The 25342-nt window shown below is 50.2% G+C and carries 20 protein-coding genes and 1 pseudogene; 5 read left to right on the forward strand and 16 right to left on the reverse strand.

From position 1 onward, the window contains the following. Positions 1 to 34 precede the first annotated feature (34 nt). Complete coding sequence (pspA, locus tag ACMWKA_RS21565) at positions 35 to 703, reverse strand: phage shock protein PspA (RefSeq protein ID WP_013096403.1); 669 nt, start codon at positions 701 to 703, stop codon at positions 35 to 37. Positions 704 to 869: 166 nt separating this feature from the next. On the opposite strand from pspA, the gene pspF reads away from it, so the two are divergent. Next, positions 870 to 1847, forward strand: a complete 978-nt coding sequence (pspF, locus tag ACMWKA_RS21570) for a phage shock protein operon transcriptional activator (RefSeq protein WP_284958549.1) — start codon at positions 870 to 872, stop codon at positions 1845 to 1847. A 56-nt stretch (positions 1848 to 1903) separates the two neighbouring features. Here the strand turns inward: pspF and ACMWKA_RS21575 are convergent, their stop codons facing one another. Genes ACMWKA_RS21575 through ACMWKA_RS21590 form a run of 4 tightly spaced genes read right to left on the reverse strand, consistent with a single transcriptional unit; the run spans position 1904 to position 8056 of the window. Then, positions 1904 to 3637 carry a lipase gene (locus tag ACMWKA_RS21575; RefSeq protein WP_414760602.1) on the reverse strand — a complete coding sequence of 578 codons (1734 nt, stop codon included), beginning with the start codon at positions 3635 to 3637 and terminating at the stop codon, positions 1904 to 1906. 27 nt (positions 3638 to 3664) lie between these two features. After that, the gene (locus ACMWKA_RS21580; protein ID WP_058660366.1) at positions 3665 to 5023 is read right to left on the reverse strand and encodes a TolC family outer membrane protein; all 1359 of its coding nucleotides are present in this window, start codon (positions 5021 to 5023) and stop codon (positions 3665 to 3667) included. Between the two features lie 2 nt (positions 5024 to 5025). After that, the gene (locus tag ACMWKA_RS21585; protein WP_414760603.1) at positions 5026 to 6339 is read right to left on the reverse strand and encodes an HlyD family type I secretion periplasmic adaptor subunit; all 1314 of its coding nucleotides are present in this window, start codon (positions 6337 to 6339) and stop codon (positions 5026 to 5028) included. Continuing rightward, positions 6332 to 8056 (reverse strand): type I secretion system permease/ATPase, encoded by a 1725-nt coding sequence (locus tag ACMWKA_RS21590; protein WP_414760604.1) that lies wholly within the window; start codon positions 8054 to 8056, stop codon positions 6332 to 6334. Before ACMWKA_RS21590 ends, ACMWKA_RS21585 begins: the two co-directional genes overlap by 8 nt. A gap of 702 nt (positions 8057 to 8758) precedes the next feature. Between ACMWKA_RS21590 and sapA the strand changes: the two genes are divergently transcribed. The 3 genes from sapA (at position 8759) to ACMWKA_RS21605 (ending at position 12232) form a co-directional block, all read left to right on the forward strand. Next, positions 8759 to 10399, forward strand: a complete 1641-nt coding sequence (gene sapA / locus ACMWKA_RS21595; protein WP_038419595.1) for an ABC transporter substrate-binding protein SapA — start codon at positions 8759 to 8761, stop codon at positions 10397 to 10399. After that, entirely contained in the window at positions 10396 to 11361 is a 966-nt protein-coding gene (gene sapB / locus ACMWKA_RS21600) for a putrescine export ABC transporter permease SapB (RefSeq protein WP_013096396.1), read from the forward strand. The genes sapA and sapB overlap by 4 nt, the downstream gene beginning before the upstream one ends. Positions 11362 to 11563: 202 nt before the next feature. Continuing rightward, positions 11564 to 12232 (forward strand): SOS response-associated peptidase, encoded by a 669-nt coding sequence (locus ACMWKA_RS21605; protein ID WP_038419597.1) that lies wholly within the window; start codon positions 11564 to 11566, stop codon positions 12230 to 12232. A gap of 80 nt (positions 12233 to 12312) precedes the next feature. Here ACMWKA_RS21605 and ACMWKA_RS21610 read toward each other — a convergent pair whose 3' ends face one another. The 3 genes from ACMWKA_RS21610 to ACMWKA_RS21620 form a co-directional block, all read right to left on the reverse strand. Beyond that, positions 12313 to 12792 carry a helix-turn-helix domain-containing protein gene (locus ACMWKA_RS21610; RefSeq protein ID WP_038419599.1) on the reverse strand — a complete coding sequence of 160 codons (480 nt, stop codon included), beginning with the start codon at positions 12790 to 12792 and terminating at the stop codon, positions 12313 to 12315. Between the two features lie 213 nt (positions 12793 to 13005). Then, positions 13006 to 14274, reverse strand: a complete 1269-nt coding sequence (locus ACMWKA_RS21615; protein WP_414760605.1) for a Y-family DNA polymerase — start codon at positions 14272 to 14274, stop codon at positions 13006 to 13008. A gap of 2 nt (positions 14275 to 14276) precedes the next feature. Further along, complete coding sequence (locus tag ACMWKA_RS21620) at positions 14277 to 14696, reverse strand: translesion error-prone DNA polymerase V autoproteolytic subunit (RefSeq protein WP_414760606.1); 420 nt, start codon at positions 14694 to 14696, stop codon at positions 14277 to 14279. Between the two features lie 337 nt (positions 14697 to 15033). Between ACMWKA_RS21620 and ycaC the strand changes: the two genes are divergently transcribed. Then, positions 15034 to 15657: an isochorismate family cysteine hydrolase YcaC gene (gene ycaC, locus ACMWKA_RS21625; protein ID WP_047361659.1), complete on the forward strand. Its 624-nt coding sequence runs from the start codon at positions 15034 to 15036 to the stop codon at positions 15655 to 15657. Positions 15658 to 15706: 49 nt separating this feature from the next. Here the strand turns inward: ycaC and ACMWKA_RS21630 are convergent. The 8 genes and pseudogenes from ACMWKA_RS21630 to ACMWKA_RS21665 all read right to left on the reverse strand — a co-directional run. Further along, positions 15707 to 16156: pseudogene (locus ACMWKA_RS21630) on the reverse strand (recombinase family protein); the annotation flags it as partial. 192 nt (positions 16157 to 16348) lie between these two features. Then, positions 16349 to 17566 (reverse strand): hypothetical protein, encoded by a 1218-nt coding sequence (locus ACMWKA_RS21635; RefSeq protein ID WP_414760607.1) that lies wholly within the window; start codon positions 17564 to 17566, stop codon positions 16349 to 16351. 560 nt (positions 17567 to 18126) lie between these two features. After that, positions 18127 to 19440, reverse strand: coding sequence for a tail fiber domain-containing protein (locus tag ACMWKA_RS21640; protein ID WP_414760608.1), 1314 nt, complete (start codon positions 19438 to 19440; stop codon positions 18127 to 18129). A 59-nt stretch (positions 19441 to 19499) separates the two neighbouring features. Then, entirely contained in the window at positions 19500 to 19733 is a 234-nt protein-coding gene (cor, locus tag ACMWKA_RS21645; protein WP_369706953.1) for a phage exclusion lipoprotein Cor, read from the reverse strand. A 107-nt stretch (positions 19734 to 19840) separates the two neighbouring features. Beyond that, the gene (locus ACMWKA_RS21650; protein ID WP_414760609.1) at positions 19841 to 20512 is read right to left on the reverse strand and encodes a hypothetical protein; all 672 of its coding nucleotides are present in this window, start codon (positions 20510 to 20512) and stop codon (positions 19841 to 19843) included. Then, the gene (locus ACMWKA_RS21655; protein WP_040022273.1) at positions 20513 to 20827 is read right to left on the reverse strand and encodes a hypothetical protein; all 315 of its coding nucleotides are present in this window, start codon (positions 20825 to 20827) and stop codon (positions 20513 to 20515) included. It abuts the gene before it with no gap. Between the two features lie 41 nt (positions 20828 to 20868). Next, positions 20869 to 24423, reverse strand: coding sequence for a host specificity protein J (locus tag ACMWKA_RS21660; protein WP_414760610.1), 3555 nt, complete (start codon positions 24421 to 24423; stop codon positions 20869 to 20871). A gap of 53 nt (positions 24424 to 24476) precedes the next feature. Further along, positions 24477 to 25193, reverse strand: a complete 717-nt coding sequence (locus tag ACMWKA_RS21665; protein ID WP_414760611.1) for a YnfC family lipoprotein — start codon at positions 25191 to 25193, stop codon at positions 24477 to 24479. Positions 25194 to 25342 lie beyond the last annotated feature (149 nt).

A 25342-nucleotide genomic window follows, 5' to 3' on the forward strand; every position in this document is an offset into this window, starting at 1 on the left:
TGCGTGGCGGCACGCTCAGGTGCCGCATGAATTATTATTGATTGTCTTGCTTCATTTTGGCTTTCAGGGCCGCCAGCTGCTCGCTGATTTCATCGTCGGCTTTCAGATCGGCGAACTGCTGATCGAGCGATTTTTGCTTACCGATGCTGTGGCTTTCCGCTTCCGCTTCCATCTGATCGATACGACGTTCGAAGGACTCAAAACGCGCCATTGCTTCATCAAGCTTACCGCTGTCCAGCTGACGGCGTACATCGCGGGAAGAGTTTGCCGCCTGGTGACGCAGCGTAAGTGCCTGCTGACGCGCACGGGTTTCGCTCAGCTTGTTCTCAAGCTCGCCAATCTCTTTCTTCATACGGGTGAGCGTGTCGTCCACCAGCGTAACTTCATGTTCCAGCGCGGTAACCATATCCGCCAGTTTCTGTTTTTCAATCAATGCGGCACGGGCCAGATCTTCTTTATCTTTACGCAGCGCCAGTTCGGCTTTTTCCTGCCATTCATTAAGTTGGGCGGTAGCCTGCTCAATACGGCGGGTTAACTGCTTTTTCTCAGCCAGCGCACGGGCGGAGGTAGAACGCACTTCAACCAGTGTATCTTCCATTTCCTGAATCATCAGACGCACCAGCTTTTGCGGATCTTCCGCTTTCTCAAGCAGCGAGTTGATGTTGGCGTTCACGATGTCGGCAAAACGAGAAAAAATACCCATAATTCAATCCTCACATTTCTGTTATCGAGCGATGCCCTGCTGTACAGATAATACAATTCCCGTGCCAACTTTTTATCTTATTGATTTCACTGAATGTGATTGATTTTCGATCACGTTGGAACTAAGCTCACCTGGTGAATCTCGCTAAGGAGTGGTTAATTTCATCATGGCTGAATATAAAGACAATTTACTCGGTGAGGCTAACAGCTTTCTCGAAGTACTGGAGCAGGTTTCACGCCTCGCCCCTCTCAACAAACCGGTGCTGATTATCGGTGAGCGCGGCACGGGCAAGGAGCTGATCGCCAACCGACTCCACTATCTGTCCGGGCGCTGGGATGGTCCTTTTATTTCGCTTAACTGCGCCGCGCTGAATGAGAACCTGCTGGATACCGAGCTGTTCGGCCATGAAGCGGGAGCCTTTACCGGGGCGCAAAAGCGCCACCCTGGCCGTTTCGAGCGTGCCGACGGCGGCACCCTGTTCCTTGACGAGCTGGCCACCGCGCCAATGCTGGTACAGGAAAAATTGTTGCGCGTCATTGAATATGGCGAGCTGGAACGCGTCGGCGGCAGCCAGCCGCTACAGGTTAACGTGCGTCTGGTCTGTGCGACAAATGCCAACCTGCCGGAAATGGTGGCTGAGGATAAATTTCGCGCCGACCTGCTCGACCGCCTCGCTTTTGACGTCGTCCAGCTTCCACCGCTGCGTGAACGGCGCAGCGATATTATGCTGCTGGCGGAACAGTTTGCCATTCAGATGTGCCGTGAGCTGGGTCTGCCGCTCTTTCCGGGCTTTAGCGATAATGCCCGGGAGACGCTGCTTAACTATCCCTGGCCGGGGAATATTCGCGAGCTGAAGAACGTCGTCGAACGCTCTGTCTACCGTCACGGCAGCAGCGAAACGGAACTGGACAACATTATTCTCGATCCTTTTCAGCGTAACGCGCCATCTGTTACCGCGCCGGCGCGTTCGAACGATGGGCCCTCACTCCCGCTCGATCTGCGCCAGTTTCAGCATAAGCAGGAACAACAGCTACTGGAGCAGAGCCTTAGGAAGGCGAAATATAACCAGAAAGGGGCAGCTGAACTGTTGGGGCTGACCTACCACCAGTTAAGAGCATTGCTCAAAAAGCACCAGATGCGCTGACGGGCAGGACCATTCTGCTGGGATTTATCCCCGCGAGGATCCCGCGGGGATAAGAGTCATGCTACCGCAATATGCATCTGCGAAAGCATATCGGTATTCACACCGACCAGCGTGACGCTGCTGTCGCCGTAGGTGAGTAAGGCATTATCACCTTCAAACGACAGGTGGTTGAGATAGCTGTCATTATCGGCAATGTTCTGGTTAGCCATAAAGATCAGGCTGTCGCTGGCGGAGAGGTTATAGACCGTGTCATGACCAAAATCACCGTAGAAGAGAAGCGTGTTTTCGCTGCCGTTAAGGTGGATGGCGTCGTCGGCATACCCGGAAACCACATTGTTATTGTTCCCGTTTACGCTGATCTCACTGTCATTGGCCCCTGAATAGAACCAGCTGTCATTACTGGCAGTCGAGATAGTGAAACTGTTCTCTGTATCGGCATAATAGCTTTTCGCATACGCGATTGAGCCGCTGTCACCTTCTAAGCCATAATCCGTGACCTGCCATGTCGCGTTCTGGTTGATGTTAATACCAAACAGGCTAAACAAGGTGTGGTCTGCGTTAACGTAATGGATATCTTCCGCCCGTGTAATATCGCCGGTGGAATATTTAAAGTACAGCGTCCCTTCTGCATCGTGGCTAAACGTAAAATCGGCAATATGACATTCCGTTACGTAGGTGTTAGTCCCTGCGCCACCATAAATAACGTTATAGCCGCTGTGATCTTTAAAACTGTCATCTCCCCCACCACCGCAGAGATAATCGTTACCCTTCCCGCCTTGTAATAAATCATTTGTTTCGGTACCAATAATAAATGTCGACCCCACATGCGTTACGGATTTATTGAGATCCGAAACCCAGGTCGTGGAACGGTATGCTTCAGAAAGATTAGAAACAATGATATTGGAATTTTGATGGGTGAAATCATAGATTTCAGAATCCATAATTCGTAATGCACCATCCGTATAGCCCTGACCGGAGTGCCCGGCCCAGGACGCCATATTCGCGATCGAAAAGATCTTACAATCGTTGGTCAGGCCGGCATAGTAATCATTAAAGGAGACGATGTTGTTGGTGCAGGTTTCAAGCGGCGTGTCGTGGTTAAATAAACTGTCCAGCGTCAAGCTGTGACCCGTTAACACACGAAATACTGGATCGTTCTCATAACCAATATTAAGCACTTTGTCATCGGCCAGGTTTTGAGTCGGAGAGGCGAATGCGATGTAGCTTGCGTCCTCAAAGAAACCACCCCACTGGCCCTGTGCGGACAGGGTTGCCATGCTGTTAACAGCCAGTCCGCCAAGACTATGTCCGGTAATGATGATGTCATTACCGGTCAGGCCATTTGCCGTGGCAAACGCGGCCACCGAACTCATGAGGTTTTTATACGCGTTGAGAACATAGTTATCCGCATAGCCGTCGACCAATGCAGATAATACGTCGCTGACGGTATCCATCGCGGTATTGATGGTATGCTGAAGTGAAGGCGCGCTGGCGTAAGTGCCCGTCCCCCAGAAGCTAATGCCTATATTGACCAGCTTGCCATTGGCGTCATATTTTCCCATAACATTGCATTCGGCGCTGGTTTCAAGAAGACTTTCGCCATAAAAAGCACCATAGGGATTAGTACAGCCGCTGTAGTTAAGCGTGGTCCCGTCTAATACTTTCCAGCCATTTTCTTCTGTATAGGTATAATCAGCATACGTAGCTGCACCAAAATTGATACTTTCAATGGTCAGTGCATCCTTAATAAGCTGCGTGTTTTTCTCGCCCTGATAATCGAATACAGGCATAGTCGTCCCTCTGTTTATTATCAACAATCATTGAGCAAAATACGAATCAAGTAACATAACGTTATCATTGTTTATTTCGCCCGTCTGCGCGAGCAAACTGACCCATGCCTTAATGACAGCATGTTTTTCTGCAGTAAGCTCAACTTTGGTTTTATAGAAAGATTGTTCTGCATTTAATAAATCGATATTCATGCGCTGACCAGCCTGAATGCTTTTTTTCGTCGCTTCAATCTGACGCCTGGCGGCGTCCACCGCGGAAGCATAGGCAGCAAGGCGCTCTGACGCATGGAGGCATTTATTTAAGGATTTTTTAATTTCGCTGTAGGTCGCCAGCCGCTGTGCATCATGAAGATATTTTGCCTGCTCATAGCGGGCCGCTGCCTGACGCAGGGACGCTGAAACGCCGCCCCCGGAAAAGAGATCCATGCTGACGCGCAGGCCTATGCTGTCGGTACGATATTTCTGATGAATGGTATTGTCGTTGCTTGAATCGTTCTCAGAATGCATCGCGTAAAGCTGTACCCGGGGAAGCGCGCCAGCGCGGCTGCGTTCAATTTCATAGCGTTTTTCTTCCACGCTATGTCCGGCAGAAAGGATATCGGGATTATGCGCGGCCGCCTTTTGTTCCCAGTATCGATAGTCTCCTGATGCCAGCGGCAGCTTAAGCGGCTTTTCACCGAGTATCGGTAGCGCTGCCGTCTGCGAGAGATCCATGCCCACGATCGCTGATAACGCAACGTTAGCCGTATCCAGCGTATCGCGCGCCTCCACCTCATCCGCAATCGCCAGGCTGAGCGCAGAGGCGGTCTCGGTGACATCCGTTACTGCGCCCTCACCGGCCTCGAACTGTCGCTGAGCCTGCTTTTTCTGCTCTTCCAGCCCCTGACGATGCAGAGTCGCAAGCTGGAGCCGTTGATGCGCCTCGGTAAGATCCAGCCAGGCGGTAATGAAGCGGTTTTGCAGATCAATCAAACTGCTTCGGTAGCGTTCATCAGACTGCATTTTTTTGATAATGCCGATGCGATACCCCGCATAGGCATCGTAATCAAACAGCGGCTGAACAACGGTAACCGATCCCGAATAACTGTCATATTGTTGATGTTGCACCACCTCAGAATGCTCCCCCAACAAATTTGTCTGCTGGTACTGCTGCCGCTGCCAGTTACGCGGTGCGCGTTGATAGCTAACGCTGACTTTTGGCAGTAACCCGGCGCGACCGATGGGGATGTACTCTTCTCCGGCAAGCTGATCCTTCACGGCAGCGCGGTATTGCGGATCGTTGTCCAGCGCCATGAACCAGCCCTGAGTCAGTGTCAGCGCACCTGCTGAAAAGGACGCCATCAGCGTGAGCAGATACACAACAGGTATGAATTTTGCGGTAAGCATCTTTACTCCTCGATGAACGACCGCGATGCACGATCCACAATGGGTTTCAGCAGATAGCTCAACAGCGAGCGCTCTCCGGCTTTAATAAAGACCTCTACTGGCATACCCGGTTTAACCTCCTCGCTCTTCAGCTTTTTCATCCCCTCCGGCGTAACGGCGATCTGAATCTTGTAGTACGGCTGCTGGGTGGTGGGATCGGTCTGGCGATCCGCTGACACCAGCGATACCCGGGCCGGGATTTTCGGCGTGCTTTGCTGGTTGAAGGCGGTAAACATCAGGGTAACGGGCATGCCCTTATGGACTTTATCGATCAGAGCGACGTCAATTTGTGAGTCGATAATCAGGGGGGAGGCCTGCGGGACAATTTCCAGTAGCTGCTCGCCCGCGCTTACCACCGCGCTGTCGCTGGCAAGCGCGAGGTTCATTACCACACCATCCTGCGGTGCGACAACGCGGGTCAGGGAGAGATCGACACCGGAGAGCGTCAGCTGTTTTTTGCTCTCGCTGACCTGCAGGCGAAGCTGGTCAATTTGCGTTTCAATATCTTTCCGGTTATCAATCAACCGCTGCTGCATGCCGCGTTTGAGCTGGGCGATCTGATTCCCTAACTCTACGATTTTGCTGCGGGTTTCACCCACCTCGCCCGCCAGAGACGCCGATTGCACCTGGATATCGAGATAGCGGTTACGGGGGAAATAGCCCTCTTCCATTAGTGGTTTCAGGTCTTTGAGTTGACGATTTAACAGTGCGAGTCCTTGCGCTTTCGTCTCGCAGGTTCTGGCAAGAGAATCGCGCTGGCGAGCCAGCCCTGCAATGGCCTGAGCGTCATTTTCCTGAGCATTTTTCAGCGCCTCCTGCCGGGCATGCATAAGCTGGCGTTGCTGAGCCACTATGGGCTTGATCGCATCCCGCAGGGCTTCGTCTTCTGTCTCAGGGGGCAACGTCAGCGTTTGCATGCCCGCCAGCTCAGACTGCAGGCGGCTTTCAGCAATGAGCGACGTCAGATAATGCTGGCGCGCAGCGGAGAGTTGGGCGAGCGTCGATTGCTGGCTGAGCAGCACCAGCAGATCGCCTTTATGTACCGTCTGCCCCTCTTTGACGGCGATGCTTGTCACCACACCGCCTGTGGGTGCCTGTACGGCCTTACGGTAGCCGTCCACCACCACGGTTCCGGTGGAAACAACACCTTTATCCAGCGGCGCAAATGCCGCCCAGAGCAAGAAAGATCCCAGACCTGCCAGCAACACTACCGAGCCAAGGCGGACAAACGGAACGACGTCAACAAGGGGCGTCTTCTGCGCATCGCTATTATGCATGGACTTTTCCTTGTTCAGCAGGGACGCTGTTTGTCTTATTTACCGGGCGAGCTGACTGCTGTAAGAGTTGTGCCGTTGGGCCATAAACCTTCGTTTTTCCGCCTTCGAGGACGAGCAGATGGCTGGTCAGCGGCAATATTCCCGGACGATGAGAAATGATGACGACGCTTTTTTTCTGCTGCCGGAGCTGCCGGATAACCTGCTGCAAAGCCTGCTCACCCGATTCATCGAGGTGAGCGTTGGGCTCATCAAGGATCACCAGTGCCGGATTGCCGTACAGCGCCCGGGCCAGGCCAATGCGCTGTTTTTGCCCACCCGACAGGGCCATCCCCTGCTCGCCGGTCAGGGTGTTATACCCGTCAGGCATACGCAAAATCATGTCGTGGATCCCGGCCATCTTTGCCGTGGCGATCAGTTGCGTTGAATCAATCTCACCAAACTGGGCAATATTCTCAGCGAGGGTTCCCGTAAAAAGCGTAACGTCCTGCGGCAAGTAGCCGATTCCGGGACCCGGCTTCTGCTTCTGCCACTGGTAAATATCTGCCCCATCCAGCCTGACATCCCCCTCTCCGGCAGGCCAGACACCGCACAACACTCTGGCGAGACAGGATTTCCCCGATGCACTGGCTCCCACAATTCCCAGCACCTCACCCGGGTTTACCCGCAGAGTGATGTTTTGCAGTATGGGTTGCCGGGGGTTTCCCGGAGGGAAAACGGTGACATTCTCAACCGTGAGCACTCCCTGCGCAGCCGGCAGGCGTATGCTCTCCTGCGCCGGGGGAAAGTCTCCCGTCAGACGAACCACGCGTTCACATGCCAGACGAGCTGACCGGTAGCCTTTCGCCACGCTGATGAGTTGTTCCACCGGTGACAGCGCTCTTCCGAGCAAAATTGAGCCCGCGATCATCATACCCGGCGAGATGTCTCCCAGAATCGCCAGCCAGCAGCCCAGCCCCAACATCAGGGACTGAAGCGCCATGCGTACGGTTTTGGTGACGGCAGACATCAATACAGCGCGTTCACTGGCCGCACTCTGGCAATAAAGGAACTGTTGATGTCCGCGCCACCAGCGCGCCTTCACGTTGTCAGTCATCCCCAGGGCATGCAGCGTCTCAGCAGATTGTAAGGAGCTGTTAGCCTGGTGATTTGAGATCAAGGCATACCCCCCCGCTTCATTCAAAAGCTGACGCGTCGTTTTTTCGTTAATAAGCGCCAGGGCCAGCAGCAGACATGCGCCTGAAAGCGAGAACACCCCGAGCCAGGTGTTAAAAAGAAAAATAACGCCGAGGTAAACAGGAAACCAAATGGAATCAAAAACCGCAAATAACGCCGGGCCGGTAACAAACTGGCGTATAACGGTGAGGTCGCTGATAGCCTGCCCGGCATTCGGGCTGTGCTTAACGAGATTACTTTCACATGCAGCGGTATAGATTGCAGGCGAAAGCGCATTATCAAATTGATTACCCAATCGGATGATGACGATGCCACGCGCGTAATCAAGGAGTGCCATGACGGCAAACATAAATAACACCAGCAGCGTCAACATAAAAAGCGTTGTGGTATTCCCGGATGACAGCGCGCGATCGTAAACCTGCAACATATAAATAGATGGTGCCAGCATCAGTATATTTATGACCGATGAGAAAAACGCAATCGTCACGAATATGCGCGTGCGAACGCGTGCAAAATTCTTAATTAGCCCCAAAGGTTCAATCATTCCCTAACTCTCTGATGTTTTGGTCACTTCTCATGCCATGAGAAAGACGCGAGACGTCCATGATGAAAAAGATTTAACATTAAATATAAAAAAGCAGACAAACAGACGCAGTGCCGCTCGGTATGCCCCAACAGAAAACTGTAATTTTCTTAGATGTTATGATGATTCATTTTATTCTTTTTTCTTTCGCCCTGCCAAATTGCAGGAACAGAGGGTCAGTATATAAATCAACATTACTCGTAACGCAACCATTAATTAAGCAAGTATACGTTTAGTGAATATTTCTTATTGTAATACATCGACTCAATAATAATTCACGCCATCGCATCATGCTTGCACAGGATAAACAGCGCGCACTTTATTATAGGGGATTTATTGCCCACCCAATATCGCATCGCGAGGTAACGGGAAGATGTCTGCCGTGAGTTCCATCAGCCAATCACGCACACAGTTGCTAACCGCATACGGTCTGTCGGGGCGAATCCTTCGTTTATAGCGAGTCAGACAGGGCATGAAAATGCTAAGATGGTTTATGAGGTATATTCAAAGTGGAGAGTCGGTATGAATGCCGATCAGGTTGGTATGCTGAATGAGCGACTGCAAACGCTACTGCCCCCAGGATGCCCTCAGGGATAAACGACACTGGATAATTTCGTTTAATATTAGTAAGATAGCCACTTAACATATCATACCTTAAAAATTATGCGTCTGGTTTTATCGTCCTTTTTTGCACTCAGTCTGTTCAGTAGCCAGGCCTTTGCTGCCCCCGAGCCAACTGAGCAGCCTGATATTCGTGACAGTGGCTTCGTCTACTGCGTCAGCGGACAGGTTGATACCTTCAACCCACAAAAAGCGGGCAGCGGCCTGATTGTGGATACTCTCGCCGCTCAGCTTTACGACCGTCTGCTTGATGTTGATCCGTACACCTACCGTCTGGTGCCGGAGCTGGCGGAAAGCTGGGAGGTGCTGGACAACGGCGCAACTTACCGTTTCCGTCTGCGTGATGACGTTGCGTTTCAGCATACGCCGTGGTTTACCCCCACGCGCAAGCTGAATGCAGACGATGTGGTCTTTACGTTCCAGCGTATCTTCAACCGCCATCACCCCTGGCATAACGTCAACGGGGGGAACTTCCCCTATTTCGACAGCCTGCAGTTTGCCGACACCGTTAAAAGCGTGCGCAAACTGGATAACCGGACGGTTGAATTTTCCCTGACGCGCCCGGATGCCTCTTTCCTCTGGCATCTGGCGACCCACTATGCGTCCGTCATGTCCGCTGAGTACGCGGCAAAGCTGAACAAGCAGGATCGTCAGGAGCTGCTTGACCGCCAGCCGGTCGGTACCGGTCCGTTCCAGCTGGCCGAATACCGCGCCGGGCAATATATTCGCCTGCAGCGCCACGAACACTTCTGGCGCGGCACGCCGCTGATGCCGCAGGTAGTGGTCGACCTCGGGTCCGGCGGTACAGGACGGCTCTCAAAGCTGCTGACCGGCGAATGTGACGTGCTGGCCTGGCCTGCCGCCAGCCAGCTCACTATTTTACGCGACGATCCGCGCCTGCGCCTGACGCTGCGCCCGGGTATGAACATTGCCTATCTCGCTTTTAACACCGATAAGCCGCCGCTGAATAACCCGGCTGTTCGTCATGCACTGGCGCTGGCCATTAACAACCAGCGTTTGATGCAGTCCATTTATTACGGCACCGCGGAAACCGCCGCCTCTATTTTACCGCGCGCCTCGTGGGCGTATGACGGTGAAGCCAAAATAACGGAATACAATCCGGCAAAAGCACGCGAACAGCTTAAAGCGTTGGGTGCTGAAAACCTGACGCTGCAGCTCTGGGTACCGACCAGCTCTCAGGCATGGAACCCTAGCCCGCTGAAAACCGCCGAGCTGCTGCAGGCTGATATGGCGCAGGTGGGTGTAAAAGTGATCATCGTTCCGGTTGAAGGGCGTTTCCAGGAAGCGCGCCTGATGGATATGAACCATGACCTCACGCTGACGGGCTGGGCGACTGACAGTAACGACCCGGACAGTTTCTTCCGTCCGTTGTTAAGCTGCGCGGCAATAAACTCACAGACCAACTACGCTCACTGGTGCAACCGCGAGTTTGACGCCGTTCTGCAAAAAGCGCTGGCGTCACAACAGCTCTCATCACGCATTGATGCCTATGATGAAGCGCAAAAGATCCTCGCTAAGGAACTGCCCGTGCTGCCGCTGGCCTCTTCCCTGCGTCTGCAGGCCTATCGTTACGATATTAAAGGCCTGGTATTGAGCCCGTTTGGCAACGCCTCCTTCGCCGGGGTCGACCGTGAAAAAGAACAAGAGGTGAAAAAACCATGATCATTTTTACCTTGCGTCGACTCCTGTTACTGCTGGTGACGCTCTTTTTACTGACCTTCGTGGGCTTCAGCCTGAGCTACTTTACGCCGCACGCCCCGCTTCAGGGATCGTCGCTGTGGGATGCCTGGTTGTTCTGGTTCAACGGCCTGCTGCACTGGGATTTTGGCGTCTCCAGTATCAACGGACAGCTTATCTCTGAGCAGTTGAAAGACGTGTTCCCGGCCACGATGGAGCTCTGTATTCTGGCCTTCGGCTTTGCCCTGATGGTGGGCATTCCGGTGGGCATGCTGGCGGGGATTTATCGCAATAAATGGCAGGATAAATTTATCAGCGCCCTCGCCCTGCTCGGCTTTTCTATCCCGGTCTTCTGGCTGGCGCTGTTGCTGACGCTGTTCTTCTCTCTGACGATGGGCTGGCTGCCGGTTTCAGGCCGCTTTGACCTCCTCTACACGGTTAAATCTGTGACCGGTTTCGCCATAATTGATGCATGGCTCTCTGACTCCGTCTGGCGTCACGAAATGATCGTCAGCGCCCTGCGTCATATGGTGTTGCCGGTGCTAACGCTTGCGGTGGCACCCACCACCGAAGTGATCCGCCTGATGCGCCTGAGCACCATGGAAGTGTTTGATCAGAACTACGTTAAAGCTGCGGCCACGCGCGGGCTGTCACGCCTGACTATCTTGCGTCGTCACGTACTGCATAACGCGCTCCCGCCGGTTATTCCGCGCCTTGGGCTGCAGTTTTCGACCATGCTGACCCTGGCGATGATCACCGAGATGGTCTTTAGCTGGCCAGGTCTGGGCCGGTGGCTCATTAACGCCATTCGTCAGCAGGATTACGCTGCCATTTCAGCAGGCGTCATGGTGATTGGTTCGCTGGTGATTATTGTTAACGTGATTTCCGATATTTTGGGTGCAATGGCCAACCCGTTGAAGCATAAGGAATGGTATGCCTTACGATAGCGGCTATAGGACCACATGTCTTTTCATTTAAAATCAACGTGATAGTTAATAAATCTGCTATCGATTTTGAGTTTTAATACGCAAATTTGTACACATTGTTTTTTTTGCTCCAGCAGTCTCAATCGAAACATGGGCTGTTGGAGCTACGATTCCGCCCCTCTTCGTTTCTTCTATACTTTCAGTTTGACGACTGGAGGTAATCATGTGCGGACGTTTTGCACAAGCTCAAACCCGTGAAGAGTATCTGGCTTACCTGTCCGACGGAGCTGATCGTGACATTGCTTATGACCCTGAACCTATTGGTCGGTACAACGTGGCTCCCGGTACTAAAGTCCTGCTGTTGAGCGAACGAGACGAGCAGTTGCACCTCGATCCTGTTTTCTGGGGTTACGCGCCCGGGTGGTGGGATAAACCGCCACTGATTAATGCGCGTGTCGAAACCGCGGCAACCAGCAGGATGTTTAAGCCCCTCTGGCAGCATGGCCGTGCGATCTGCTTCGCCGATGGATGGTTCGAATGGAAAAAGGAAGGCGACAAGAAACAGCCCTACTTCATTCACCGGGCAGATGGCCAGCCCATTTTCATGGCGGCGGTCGGCAGTACGCCATTCGAGCGCGGCGATGATGCAGAAGGCTTTCTGATAGTAACGTCTACAGCTGACAAAGGACTGGTCGACATTCACGACCGCCGGCCACTGGTTCTGTCGCCGGAAGCGGCCCGGGAATGGATGCGCCAGGACGTTGGAGGGAAAGAAGCGGAAGAGATAGCTGTCGGCGGTTACGTGCCGGCCGACAAGTTTATCTGGCACGCCGTGACGCGCGCCGTGGGTAATGTGAAGAACCAAGGCCCGGAGTTAATCGAGTCTGTTTAGTTTTACCCGAGCATAAAATAAAAAATAGGTGCGCTTAAAGTTAAAGCACACCAGAAATCAACGGGACGGTATTAATTAATTCATGATTGCAAGGGTGGGCTTGGAATCAGTGGTGTATCCAATTGCATCTTGCGGAAATTATCATCCAGCGCAAAGCGGAAAGATAATGCGAGGGTGATCGTCCCGTCTAAGTTATAAATTGGTCCGTTGAGCACAGACTGCATTCCCCATCCAGTCGGTGTAGTGCTGCTCACGCGAAAGCCAGGCGAACCCCAATATTCCTGAGCGCGGATCATCAGCAGGTCTTCACCAATATTCAACTCTGTAGACAAAACAGCCCAGTGGTACTGGCGAAGCAACGCCGCATAGCGTTCTGCAGCTGCCATTACTGCTGATGGCTGAACCTGAAAGCTGAAGCAGACACGGACAAATGTTTCAAACTGCAGCGGGCTTTTACCCGCTTCTACTTTTGTCCATGCGCTAGGAGTTTTCCCGATCCAATCAGCAACTTGCGCTTGGTGAACACCTCGTTCAATGCGCAATTCACGTAAAAGGATCATACAAATACTCCAGTATGTTGTGATGTTTTGTGTACCTGACATAGCAGCGTCCTCTGTGGTTTCGGTACAAAGAAGATAGCACCACACATTCCAAATAGGAAGCTAAAAATCACCAATAAGAACTTAAATATTCCCAGCAGGAACATGAAAGATTAAATCAACATCACTTTCAATCTATTAATTTGGCTTTACGCTGTGCAAAAAAATGAAAAATTATCGAACCGTAATAAGATCTGAGTATCTCGTCGTATACCTTGGCGAAAGCATTTCACGCTTCATCTGCCACTGCTGCTGAATGCCCTGGCCAGCAAAGTAGAGCGTTCCTTTTCCATCTTTAGCGTTCAGATGATCGAGCACTTCCATTAGCCTTTCGCTACCGGCACGCGGCGCATTCTCGTCAAACAAGTTGAGTTGGGCCACGCCTTGGCTGAAAAAGTCACCCAACATAATGCCAGCTTTCTGGTACCGGTGACCATCCTTCCAAATTTTGTCCAGGCACTTTACCGCAGCGTTGATGATGTCACGTGAATCCTGTGTAGGGGTGAGAAGCTTCATTGACGCGCTATTACCGTAATACGGTTCATTCAGCGCAAAGGGAGAGGTTTTAACGAACGTCGAGATAAACCGGCAATACTGATGCTCACCGCGTAGCTTTTCAGCACCACGTGCCGCATAACTACAAATAGCCTGCCGCATCTGTTCGTACTCGGTGACGCGTTCGCCAAATGACCGACTGCATACGATTTCCTGCTTTGCTGGCGCAAACTCTTCCAGCTCAAGACAAGGCTCGCCGCGCAACTCCCGGACAGTTCGCTCCAGCACGACATTGAAGTGTTTGCGAATAATCCATGTGCTTTGTTCTGAGAGGTCCAGAGCCGTTTTAATGCCCATGGCGTTAAGCTTCTTACTGATGCGGCGGCCAACGCCCCAGACGTCCTCAACGGGTACCAGGGCAAGGAGTCGGTGCTGGCGATCAATGTTCGATAAATCAACTACTCCGCCGGTCTGCCGCTGCCATTTCTTTGCAGCATGGTTGGCGAGTTTAGCAAGTGTTTTGGTCTGAGCAATCCCAACCCCGACGGTGAGGTGAGTCCGCTTCAGAACTGTTGCGCGGATCTCTTTGCCGAACTCGGTCAGGTCCCGGCAGTTGCGAACACCAGTAAGGTCGCAAAAAGCTTCATCGATGCTGTAGATTTCGACGCGAGGGCTCATTTCCTCCAGCGTGGTCATCACACGGTTCGACATGTCAGCGTAAAGCTCGTAATTGCTGCTGAAGCAAACAACTCCAGCGCGCCGGAAAAGCTCTTTCTGCTTGAAGAATGGCTCGCCCATTGTAATTCCTACAGCCTTGGCCTCTGCAGATCTGGCAATTACGCAGCCGTCATTGTTCGACAGAACCACAACCGGCCGCCCCCTCAAATCAGGCCGAAACACCGTCTCGCATGATGCGTAGAACGAATTCACATCACAGAGCGCAAACATGGTCAGCTCGCAGATTTAACGATGAAGGTAACAACACCGAACACGTCAAGCGTGTCCTCACTGCCGACAATGATCGGCGAGTAAGCGCTGTTCATCGGTATGAGCTGGACTGTTGGGCGTAGCTGCAGACGCTTAACAGTGAACTCCCCTTCTACCGCAGCGATGACAATGTCACCGTGCTCAGCTGTGCGCGAACTGTCCACCACCAACAGATCACCGTCGCTGATCCCGACCTCAATCATCGAGTCACCTGCAGCTTTAACGAAATATGTTGAGCTCGGGTGAGCGACAAGTAACTCATTGAGATCGATTCGCTGTTCAACGTAATCAGCCGCGGGGCTCGGGAAACCGCATTGCACTAAGTCGCTGTAAAGTGGGAGAGCAATAATTTCTCGTAGTTCTGCTGGCCTGATGAATTCCATTATACACACCTCAAAATACTGTTTTTATATACAGTAGTTTTCTTTTTGAGGATACGCAATATACCGGTTCGCTAGTGGTTGTTCAAAGCTTCACCGCTTCGTTTCTAAGTTTCTCTCTCGATTCGATTTATGGCTTTTGTAAATTTTGTGACTGAGAGTATCGCTTGCTGGTTTTAACAACTACATACCGTCGTTTTGATGTTGCATTGTTCCACTTAATGAACAATGAGTCCTAATAACATTACTTCCTAAGTGGATTTAACAAACTATAATAATTTCATTCATCGCGGTAACAAAAACTCATTAACTCACTGTAACTAAAGGGAAAGGTGACATTATGACTAAGCCATATGTTCGTTTAGATAAAAACGACGCTGCCGTCCTTATGGTAGACCATCAAACCGGACTACTGTCCTTAGTTCGCGACATTGACCCGGACAAGTTCAAAAATAACGTTCTTGCACTTGGTGATCTGGCGAAGTATTTTGGTCTTCCAACAATTCTTACTACCAGTTTCGAAAATGGTCCTAACGGCCCATTAGTCCCTGAACTTAAAGAACAATTCCCTGATGCTCCATATATTGCCAGACCTGGCAATATCAACGCATGGGATAACGAAGATTTCGTTAAAGCGGTTAAAGCCACTGGCAAGAAACAATTAATCATCGCAGGTGTAGTCACTGAAGTATGCGTTGCCTTCCCTGCGCTTTCTGCGATCGAAGAAGGATTCGATGTATTTGTTGTTACCGATGCGTCGGGTACTTTCAATCCTATAACTCGGGATGCAGCATGGGATCGTATGTCTAACGCTGGCGTGCAGTTAATGTCATGGTTTGGAGTTGCATGTGAATTGCATCGTGACTGGCGCAATGATATCGAAGGTCTGGGTACGCTGTTCTCTAATCATATCCCCGACTACCGCAACCTTATGACTAGCTTTAATTTATTAAATTCTAAGTAAATTAAACCTTCGCAGCCCTCCGATTTGACAGGCAGGACTGCGATTTTATTCAGAGATCACGTGCTGGATATTTTTTATAAAGCGTGCAAACAGCCACATCATAAATTATCGCCACCTTCTTCCTGTCCACGCCGTTCGCAATCAGTCGGCCCGCCTGGTCCCATTGTTCCTGGGTAAGTTTCGGACGCCTGCCGCCGATTCGCCCTTTCTCACGAGCTGCGGCTAACCCAGCGCGTGTGCGCTCTACTATCAACTCCCTCTCCATCTCGGCCAGGGCAGACATGATGTGGAAAATGAAACGCCCCATTGGGCTGGAAGTGTCGATGCTATCTGTGAGGCTTTTAAAGTGGATGCCGCGCTGCCGGAGTTCGTCCACCAGCAGCACGAGATTCCGCATGCTGCGTCCGAGACGATCCAGCTTCCAGACAACAAGCGTATCTCCCACATTCAATGCCTTGAGAAGTTTTTTGAGTGCTGGTCGGTTTGCCACTGTTTCGCTCGAATGGCAACACAAATACGCTTTAGTTGGGTTATGTAATTGAGGATTTTATTTTTAAGTGATTTTGCACCATCATTTTTTGATGGCGCAAAAAAAATTTAAAATGCTCAGGCGTATGAATAGCAATCTAAAATAATCTTTTCACATGCCAACAAGCTTGAATTATTTAAAAGCTGTTAATGCAACTAATGTTTAAAATATATACATTACATCAACCCAATTTTTGGCATTATTGTCAACCAAAGTAACGCTGTGTCTATAACTTGAATTTATAGCATCGATTACTGATTGAGATGGATGACCATGTGAATGACCATCCGACTGAGCTATAAACAAAACATTATCAAAATCAGCAATCATTTTTTGATTAAAATTTAATTCTGAGCCATGATGAGGTAATGTCATCACCCTTACCGTTTTGATCACTTCTGAATAGAATTCAGTCCATTTATTATAATACAATGATGTTTTAAGGTTTGAGTCTCCTGTTAATAAAAGAGAGACTACCCCTTGATCACAATCAAGTCGATCTTGACGATAACTTCCATAATCTGACCGTTCGCGATAATTCTTGTTAAAAACTCTCACTTCAGCATTTTTATTATTAACAACCAAAAGATTGATTGATATTACATTATGATCACCAGCAAGCTTTAAATAACACTCGCGTAATTTCTTTCTTTCCACAGCATTGGTTAGTATCTTTATTATTTTTTTCTTGCTTAATTCAGAAAAGCCACTTTCAATTAATTGCTTACTGAAAATTTCAATTTTCTTACGTGAACGGGGCGGTATCCAAGAAATGAATGACATCAAAGTATCAGCTTTGTTATCTCCTATCCTATTAATCAACCAGCGATTACACTCAATATTTCCTTTAGGGTCAGAGATTTGAATTGGAAGGCTTACGGCACTGTCTTTAATGTTTTCACTATTAAAGTCAGGGGGGTCAAAATTATCATCAATATCATTGGGGTAAAGCAAAGATATCTCTGCCTCAGGTAATCTCGATTTTACCCATTTAACAGGATCAACGAGAAACTCCATAAAAAGACCTGAAGTCGAATTAGAACAAAGTTCCGATGCAATCAAGTAATAGCTATCTTGGATGTCTAAGTATGGTAATATAACCTTGCGTATTTTATTATCTACAAGCTGACACAAATGGTCAAATCCATTGACATGGTCTGAATCCAAATGCGAGATGTATACCTCATCAATATGGGTCTCATCAAAATTAAAGAGAGATTTGGCCACATCGATCTCCCTACGCAACGCATTTAACTGGTCACTTCCGCAGTCATACACATAACTGTATAGCAGGCTACCATCTCCGCCCCTCACCCCCCCTAAACTAAATCCACCTTGGCCGACGGGAAACAATCTCTTATGAAATACTTCTCCGCTCATATATCCTTCTTACACCTTAATGTGATGAAAATTTACTTAAAGTTAATGTTAAATATGGTTTTTATTTAAAAACAACCATAAATTCAACACCTTGAGTGATATAAATGTACATTTAATCAGTTAGAGGGTCAACCTGATTTTCTCTAATAAGGTTTCGCAACGCAGTGCAAGCAGTAGCTACTTCTGCCTTCCCATTAACAACCACGCTGGGCATACAATCCTTTATGCCTAAAGACCACAACCATATACTCTTCACAAAATATAATACTTAATATTCAAAGTCATCTTCATCTACGCGAATCTATGGCTTAGAAGCCTCAGTTAAATTTCTATTAATAGAATAACACCTTCACAAAATTATTTAAGCAACCTAGCTCAAGACAACACGCCAAGCTTGCCTTGTAAGCAACCGGCTTAACCGAACAATTCGTTTTCAGAGAATCCCCGTAGAACAGTTCAGATGTTTATGAGGCTAATGTCCGCTACTCGCTCAAAGCTGACTGTCAGATTTGATAGTGTGCTGCCAGATAAAACTGTCAGGTCAAGTCTGAGCTGATACCCTATATCGCGGCTCGGGCCTTGAGTTCGGCAAGCTCACTCTCAATGCTTTTTACCCGGTTGGCCAGCTCCTTCATGGCCTCAACATACAGGGCGCTCATCGCACTGTAATCCACGGTTTTTAGATCGTTAATCTCTTCTCCGGTCGGTGTAGTGCCGGTCCCGCCAGAACTTACAGCAACGGGCAACACTTTTTCCAAATCCTGAGCGATGATGCCTGCGCTGTGCACCGATTCCGATTCTGTGAGCTGAATGCCGAACGTGTAGCCCGTCAGTGAGCATATCTTCTCCAGAGCGTTACTGACGGGCTCTTTATCGAACTTCACTCGCTCATCCGAAGTCTGGTTCACAGAAATACAGGTAAACCTGCCATCAGCTCCGAAAGAGAAGCTATAGCCATTTGCTCCACCATTATCATTATTATCAGGCCTGAGCCGGATGGTACCTTCCCTGGGCGCATAGATTACCCCTCGTGATTCAATACCTCCCGCACCGTAAAACCACACATGAGCGTTCTGTGTATCGCTGGAGGCCCATACGTTTGATGAAGTTACGGCTCTTAGGGAGCCACCGGCGTTAATGCTGCCGGAAGAAGTTATGCTGTTCTGGCAGGTGATAGGATTTCGAAACTCAAAACTGTCACCGATAAAAGTGTATTTTCCAGCATAGAATGTGAAATCACCCTTTCCCATCCCACCATTTGAATTACCACCACACAGGATGCGCGCGTCATAGTCATTAGTGCCAAGAAAATGGAAATCAACAAAGCTTGCAGAAGAGGCCTTTTTCGCTCCAATTTCGAGGCTTGCGAAGTTGGCAGTGATGTCATCTCCCAAACCGAGGTTTGCGCGACTGCCTTCTGCGGTTGTTGCTCCGGTACCGCCGTCAGTAATTGCAAGCGCACCGTTGGCCCCTTTCTGTGCCAGCTTACCGATGCCGGGGATAGTCACGGGGGTGCCGTTTATAGTTACCGTGATGCTCTGATTTGCTGAGGTAGTAGCGAACGTCTCCCATGCGCCGATATTCTCGTCATACTCTTTGATGAGCTGAGACATGGCCTGCGCCAGTCCGTCGACCGAGATATTGTCTGATACCAGAATGCCGTACTTCTGGCCGCTCAGTGCCGGTGATGCAGCAGGCGTTACCGTCATTGACGTGGCGCTGTTCACGGATGAAATCTGGAACATCTGAACCGGGTTAGACATGACAATAATCGTCTGGCCAGCGCGAACCTGGCTGGCGGGTGCCGTCCAGTTTGTGCCGGTGCCGGTTGCGGTGTTGCCGTTAATGGCGATGGTGCCGGTGTTATAAAGCATATTTTCTCCAGGCAATAAAAAACCCCGCTGGAGCGAGGTTTGTTTTGAAACAGAATGAGTTAATTGCAGGTGGTGCTGGTGAACGTGTTGGCGCTAACCCAGGTCCAGTTAAAGGGGTAACCGGCGCGGTACTGGGTCTGATTGTTTTGTTTACGCACTCCGTAAATCTGGACGCTGTTTTCCTGCCCGCCGATAAGGGCGGTACCGGAACACACGGGTTGCTGTTTCTCAATAACGCCAGCGCAACCGGAGAGCAAAACCGCCACCGCCAGGCAAAGAATTATGTTTTTCATAGTGGTTATATCCCAGGGCATTCACAAGGTTACACAATAACAATATGAATCAACGGGATATAATTGATTTGGTAGATCAATTATTAGAAATTGATCGCTGAAAACGATCAATCGTAGTTGGCGCAATTGATGGCCATGATGACGTTTCTCATGTTTGAGTACGCGACGTTTTGCAGCCCTCCGGAGGGGGTTGTTTGCGGTCTGGCGTAAATTCGGGTGTTACTTCCCTCAAGTTTCGCCATGCTTTTGTAAATTGCCACATATGGCTGCGGTTGCCCTCCCGCTGAAACTACCCCTGTGATCAGACCGAGCATAACAGGCATGCAAGCCCACTTCCCCGCCCGGGTTGTGTTGATGTTGTAGCCTGAGCTGGCATCCATCCCGGCAGTGCCGATAGTGACCACATCGCTCAGCGTGCGCGTTTCGTGGGTTAAAATCAGGGTCCCCGATGCATCCCACACGGCCATCCCGTAATCTGGCTTTGTCTGGGGGAAAATTGTGAAAAAATAAACGTACGCTGTGCCGGTTGCATTAGGTCTGAGAAAATCAATCGTGATGGTGTTTCCGCTTACCGTCTGAGTGATTTCCACCTCAACCGTGCAATGAACGAAGGCCACAACTGGCTGACCTGAGGGAAAGGTGTGCGTCACCTTAGTATTGAAACCCGATGTTCCCTGTAGCGCAGCCGTCTTGCGCGCCTGCAATGCCAGCGGTGAGCTATTTGCTGTCACCCATACTTCGCCACTGGTAGTCGCAAGTAAAACGCCGTACTGCGCCATTTATGACCTCTCAATCTGGAAAATAAGAAAAGCCGCAACAGCGGGTTCAGTCCCTGCTGAGTAGTCTGTATCCCCTACTGAGGACACCGTTGCAGTACCACCGGAGATGGAGATCTTCCTCCTCCCCGTTCCCCACTTATCATCGTTCATGACCTGAAAGTAGGTCAGTTTGCAACCCGGTGGAAGGTCAACGGAAAAAGAACCTGTTTTCTGGTTAACAGCCAGCTGCAGAAAGCCACAAACGCTGACTGGCTTAATTCCATAGTTGTTAACCTTGCCTGATGCGTCCCATGTTTGAACACCGTATTCCGCCATCGTATCTCCTGAAAAAAAGAGGCCCCGTGAGAGGCCTCCCATCACCATGTACCAGTGATTCTCCCGATCTGCACCCTCAACACATTGTTCGCGTCCTTAACGCTGATGGTCTGATTGGTTTGCTTCATGGCCCCCTCGCCCGCGGTTGAACCGTAGTTCTCAAGCGTGCCCGTTCTAAAGTTTATGGACAGGCCAGTCTGGTTCTGAACGTAGTTTACCGAGCTGATTGTTTCAGCAAGCTTCGCTCGTGTAATAGTGGCATCACCTATTACCGTATCCCTGATAATTACCTGCCCGTTTTGAATCACGAACGGAAGCGTAACGGTCGCGCCGGCCTGGTGAGTAACAGCGAAGCGGTCAGCCAAGAAGATAACCTGCGACTGCATCCCTGACGGCGTATTCTCAACGCCGATACCCATCCCTGCAGCGTAATACTGGCCGTTACTGGACATCCCGACTTTGATGCTGTACATCGCCATCAGGTCACCGTTGACGTTGGCAATGGCCTGAGCGTTAGTGGTGATCGCTGAAGTGTGACCATTAATGGTCGCCGTGATGCTGTTTACCTGCGTGGCCATAGCCTGCTGGTAATCAGAGAACGTCTGGTTGAGGTCGTTGATGGATGCCTTGTTGCCGTTAACGTCCGTCTGCAGACTCAGCAGAGAGCGCGCTGTTGCCTCCCTGTCGTTGACAATCACTTCATCAATGCGGTCCAGATTCGCGCTGTTGCCCGCGACCGATGCAGAAAGGGTTTTACGCGTGGCCACCTGAGCGAGCCCGTTCTGGATAATGGCAATGGCTGAGTTCTTAACCCCGCCCGTCAAGCCGTCCATAGAAACACTGATGCTGTCAATTCGCTGGCCCAGCGCGGTATCAGCCGTCGCAACGGTCTGCTCAAGCTTTGAGAGGGAAGACGACACTTCACCGACCGTACTCAAAAGCTCATTAACGCTGGTCTGAACCTTCCCGACGTCCTGAGCATTTTTGGCGATATCCTTCGCCTGCTGCTCCAGTTCGTCGTTGGCCTGTTTGATGTCGTCAGCCATACCAGCAATTTTTTCATTGCTGTCCACCGCGTTCTCGATCAGGTACTTGAAGGTATCCGAGTCTCTAATCTCCTCCAAGATCACATCGGTGATGTCGGACACATCGATACTGGCCTGACCGCGCACCCATTCTGTGTAACCTGATTCGTTACCGCTGCGGTCCACCAACTGCGCGCGGTACCAGAAAATCTGCCCAGCCTTAAGACCCATCTGCTGATATTTGCGCTGCGGGTAAGGCACATCGGCCAGCAGCATTGCATCGTCTTCGGCACCGGTCAGGCTGTACTGAATTTCCGTCTTCAGCGTGTCGTCGGTATTCGCCGGGAATCCCCAGTTCAGCTCGATACCGAATACCACGTTTTCAGATGCGATGAAGCCAACCGGCTTCGGTGGATTGCCCACTTTACCCGTCAGCGTTTTCTCTTCTGAATAGCCCCATCCGGATGAAATTTCTGCGGCATTGATTGCGCGCACGCGCACCAGGTAGCGCCCGGAATAAATCCCCGGGACGTCGAATGACGTGGTGGAGCTGCGCGGCACATTAACCCAGTTCCCGTCGTTGCGGCGCCATTGCGCTTCATAGGCGATAGCGTTCTGCGCCTGGTCCCAGCTCACGCGCATCGTTTCGACGCTGATATTTTGCTGAACCACTGAAAACGAGCTGATCACGATGTTCGCAGGCAGCGCCTGGTTACCCGGCGGGATAACACTAACCGGCCGCTGGTCAATGATGGCTCCGGTATCAATGCGATCGAATTTATCCGGATCGTGATTTGCACCGACGATTGTGAACGTGCCGTCATTATTATCAGTTACCGTAATAACGCGATACTGCTGTGCGTAGAGCTCATCAGACTCAATGACCCATACGGCCTCAGCCACAGGCGTTTCGCTGTAAGCGGTCGTAACGGTCACTTTATTGCCCGTAATCGACTGAATGGTGCGTGACTGAGAAACACCCGATGGAAGATTGACAATCATCCTGTCGGCTGCCGAAGCATGCGGCGCCCTGTCCAGCGTCAGCACGCGACCATTCACCGCAGAGATACGGCCGCCCAGGTCGCGCCCGGAGAGATTTCGGTCCGCGACTGCAATTACATAGCCGGGCTGTGGGATGTTGCCGTCTTCCCCTACATTGAAAGTAACAACGCGATCTTTGTTGTTGGTGAGGATCCCCCATCGCCCTTTCCGGTTCGCTTCAGACTGACGGGTACAACCGATCGCAGTTATCTCAAGCTGATTAAACCCATAACGCGCAACCAGCGCCTGCTCAAAAACAGGCTCCATCGCATCAGAATAAGCGTTATCAGGATCAGACCAGGACACCAGCGCATTGGTGTAACGGTTCTTTGTGGTGCTGCTGGAATAGGTAAAGCGCCCATCAATAACGTTCGCATGGGTGTATGTAAAATCAACATCTCTCGGCATGTCCGCCAGCGCCACAATCTGGTCGTCGCCCCAGTAGGTCATCCCACGGAAGATTGCAGCAAAATCACGCAGGACCGTATAAGCGTCATTGCGTTCCTGAATGTAGACGTTGCAGGTATAACGTGGTTCAGTACCACTTCCGCCTTTGCCGTCCGGTACCATCTGATCGCAATACTGTGCAACCTGGTAGAGCGTCCATTTATCTATGTTGGCCGTTGTAAGACGATCCCCAAGTCCGAAACGGTCGCTAACCACCAGGTCATAGAAAATCCATGCAGGGTTATCGGTCCAGGCCCATTTAAATGTCCCAGCCCACGTACCGCTATACGTGCGGGTTTCGGGATCGTAAGTATCCGGAACGCGGATAACGCGACCGCGAGGCTCGCAGGCGATCTGCGGGATAGAACCGTTAAACTGGCTGGAATCGAATTCGATATAAAGCAGCGCTGTGTTTGGATAGCGTAACTTGGCGTCAATCACCTCAGTAAAGCTCTGCAGCATCATCGTGTCGCCGATCTTCGCGCTGTTGGCATCAGACGTAATCTTACGCAGTCGGATTGTCCAGGTGCTGCCAGCCTGAGGTAAATCGATACGGTGGCTGCGCTCGTAACCTGACGTCGTTTTGCCAGTCACGCTGGTATTGAGTACCGTCTGCCATGTGCCGCCGTCCGTCTGCAGGTCAATCGCATAATTAACCGAGTAACCGACCAGATCGCCGTCGTCCTCCTGCTTGAAAAGCGAAGGCCATTTCAGACGCAGGCGAACCGCTGAAAGCTGCGTATTGGTAAAGGTGCGCGTCCACGCTGTAGCGCTCGATACCTCAGTTCCCACGCTGATTTCGTTTTCGGTACCCGGGATCCCTTGAATGTATTTTTGTGCCTGAGTTCCTGGCCGAAACTCCCACGTTACGCCGCTGAAGTTTTGCGAACCGTCTGCATTCTCCAGTGCAGTACCATCCAGATAAATATCTCGCGCGGTGAGACCACCAGCAAACTCCCCTTCACCCAAGGCCAGAAGGATTTTTGCCTTTGCTACAGATTGCAGATCATCAGGCTGTTCGGTAGGGGTTCGGGAACTGGAGCTGCCGCCCTTGCGGCCTCTAATCGGGGTAGATGTAGCCATATTGCGCCCATAAAAAAAGCCACCCGGAGGTGGCTTATTGGAATGTGTTTAATCTAGTAGAATTCAACTTTCGTAATTGCAGTCATAAATATTGGTTTCGGCAAAGGATTCCCAGCGTTCTGTACTGTCACTTTACATATTTCAGGAACAAGCATCTCACTATAATGACAAGAATTCGTTGCCGTATAACCTTCTGAGTAAACTGATGTATTTATAATTTTATAATCAAGTGGCTTTCTGGATTTATCAATGTAAGATATTACGTTTTTAGATAATACCTTCCCGGAACCATAAAACTCAGAACGCGTCAAATTAGAGTCATCATCATAGAAATGCTCAGATATCTTTTTACCCAAATAATATGTATCTTTAATTAATCCATTCGAATAAAGACTATATCGCAACTCGTCACCATTTTCATTTTTACTCAAAATATTACATTTTTCATCGATCTGTATAGAGAAGGGCTTACCATCTCTCTGACCAACAAGACTTCCGTTGCTATTTTTTAGACTGGTTTTATGACCAGAAGAAACGTTATCAAGATCTAAGCTTTCAACACACCCATTCTTATCCAGTCTGATGGCAATTTTATAAGTGACCTTCCCATTTTCTTCAACATCAGTATCCAAGGATTTGACAGCTCCTTTAACTGGATTGAAATCAAACATAGTAGATAAATTATAGAGGAGAGGTATGTAATGGTTCTCAGCCAAAGCCATACCTGAAAATAAAGAAGTACAAAGGAAAAGAATAGATGTTTTTTTCATTTTTGAATCTAAGCTCAAGTCACCCCATATTAAATAAGCCCATTACAGCATGGATTGGCCCCTATATTTCCATACACTTTTTATCACTTAACCCATGACTGGTTCGTCGCCGCAGATATTCCCGTGGCGAACGATACCCCAGTGCACTA

Source organism: Enterobacter sp. 03-F-07-AD-ECC (assembly GCF_047530935.1).
In the GTDB taxonomy this organism is placed as follows: domain Bacteria; phylum Pseudomonadota; class Gammaproteobacteria; order Enterobacterales; family Enterobacteriaceae; genus Enterobacter; species Enterobacter cloacae.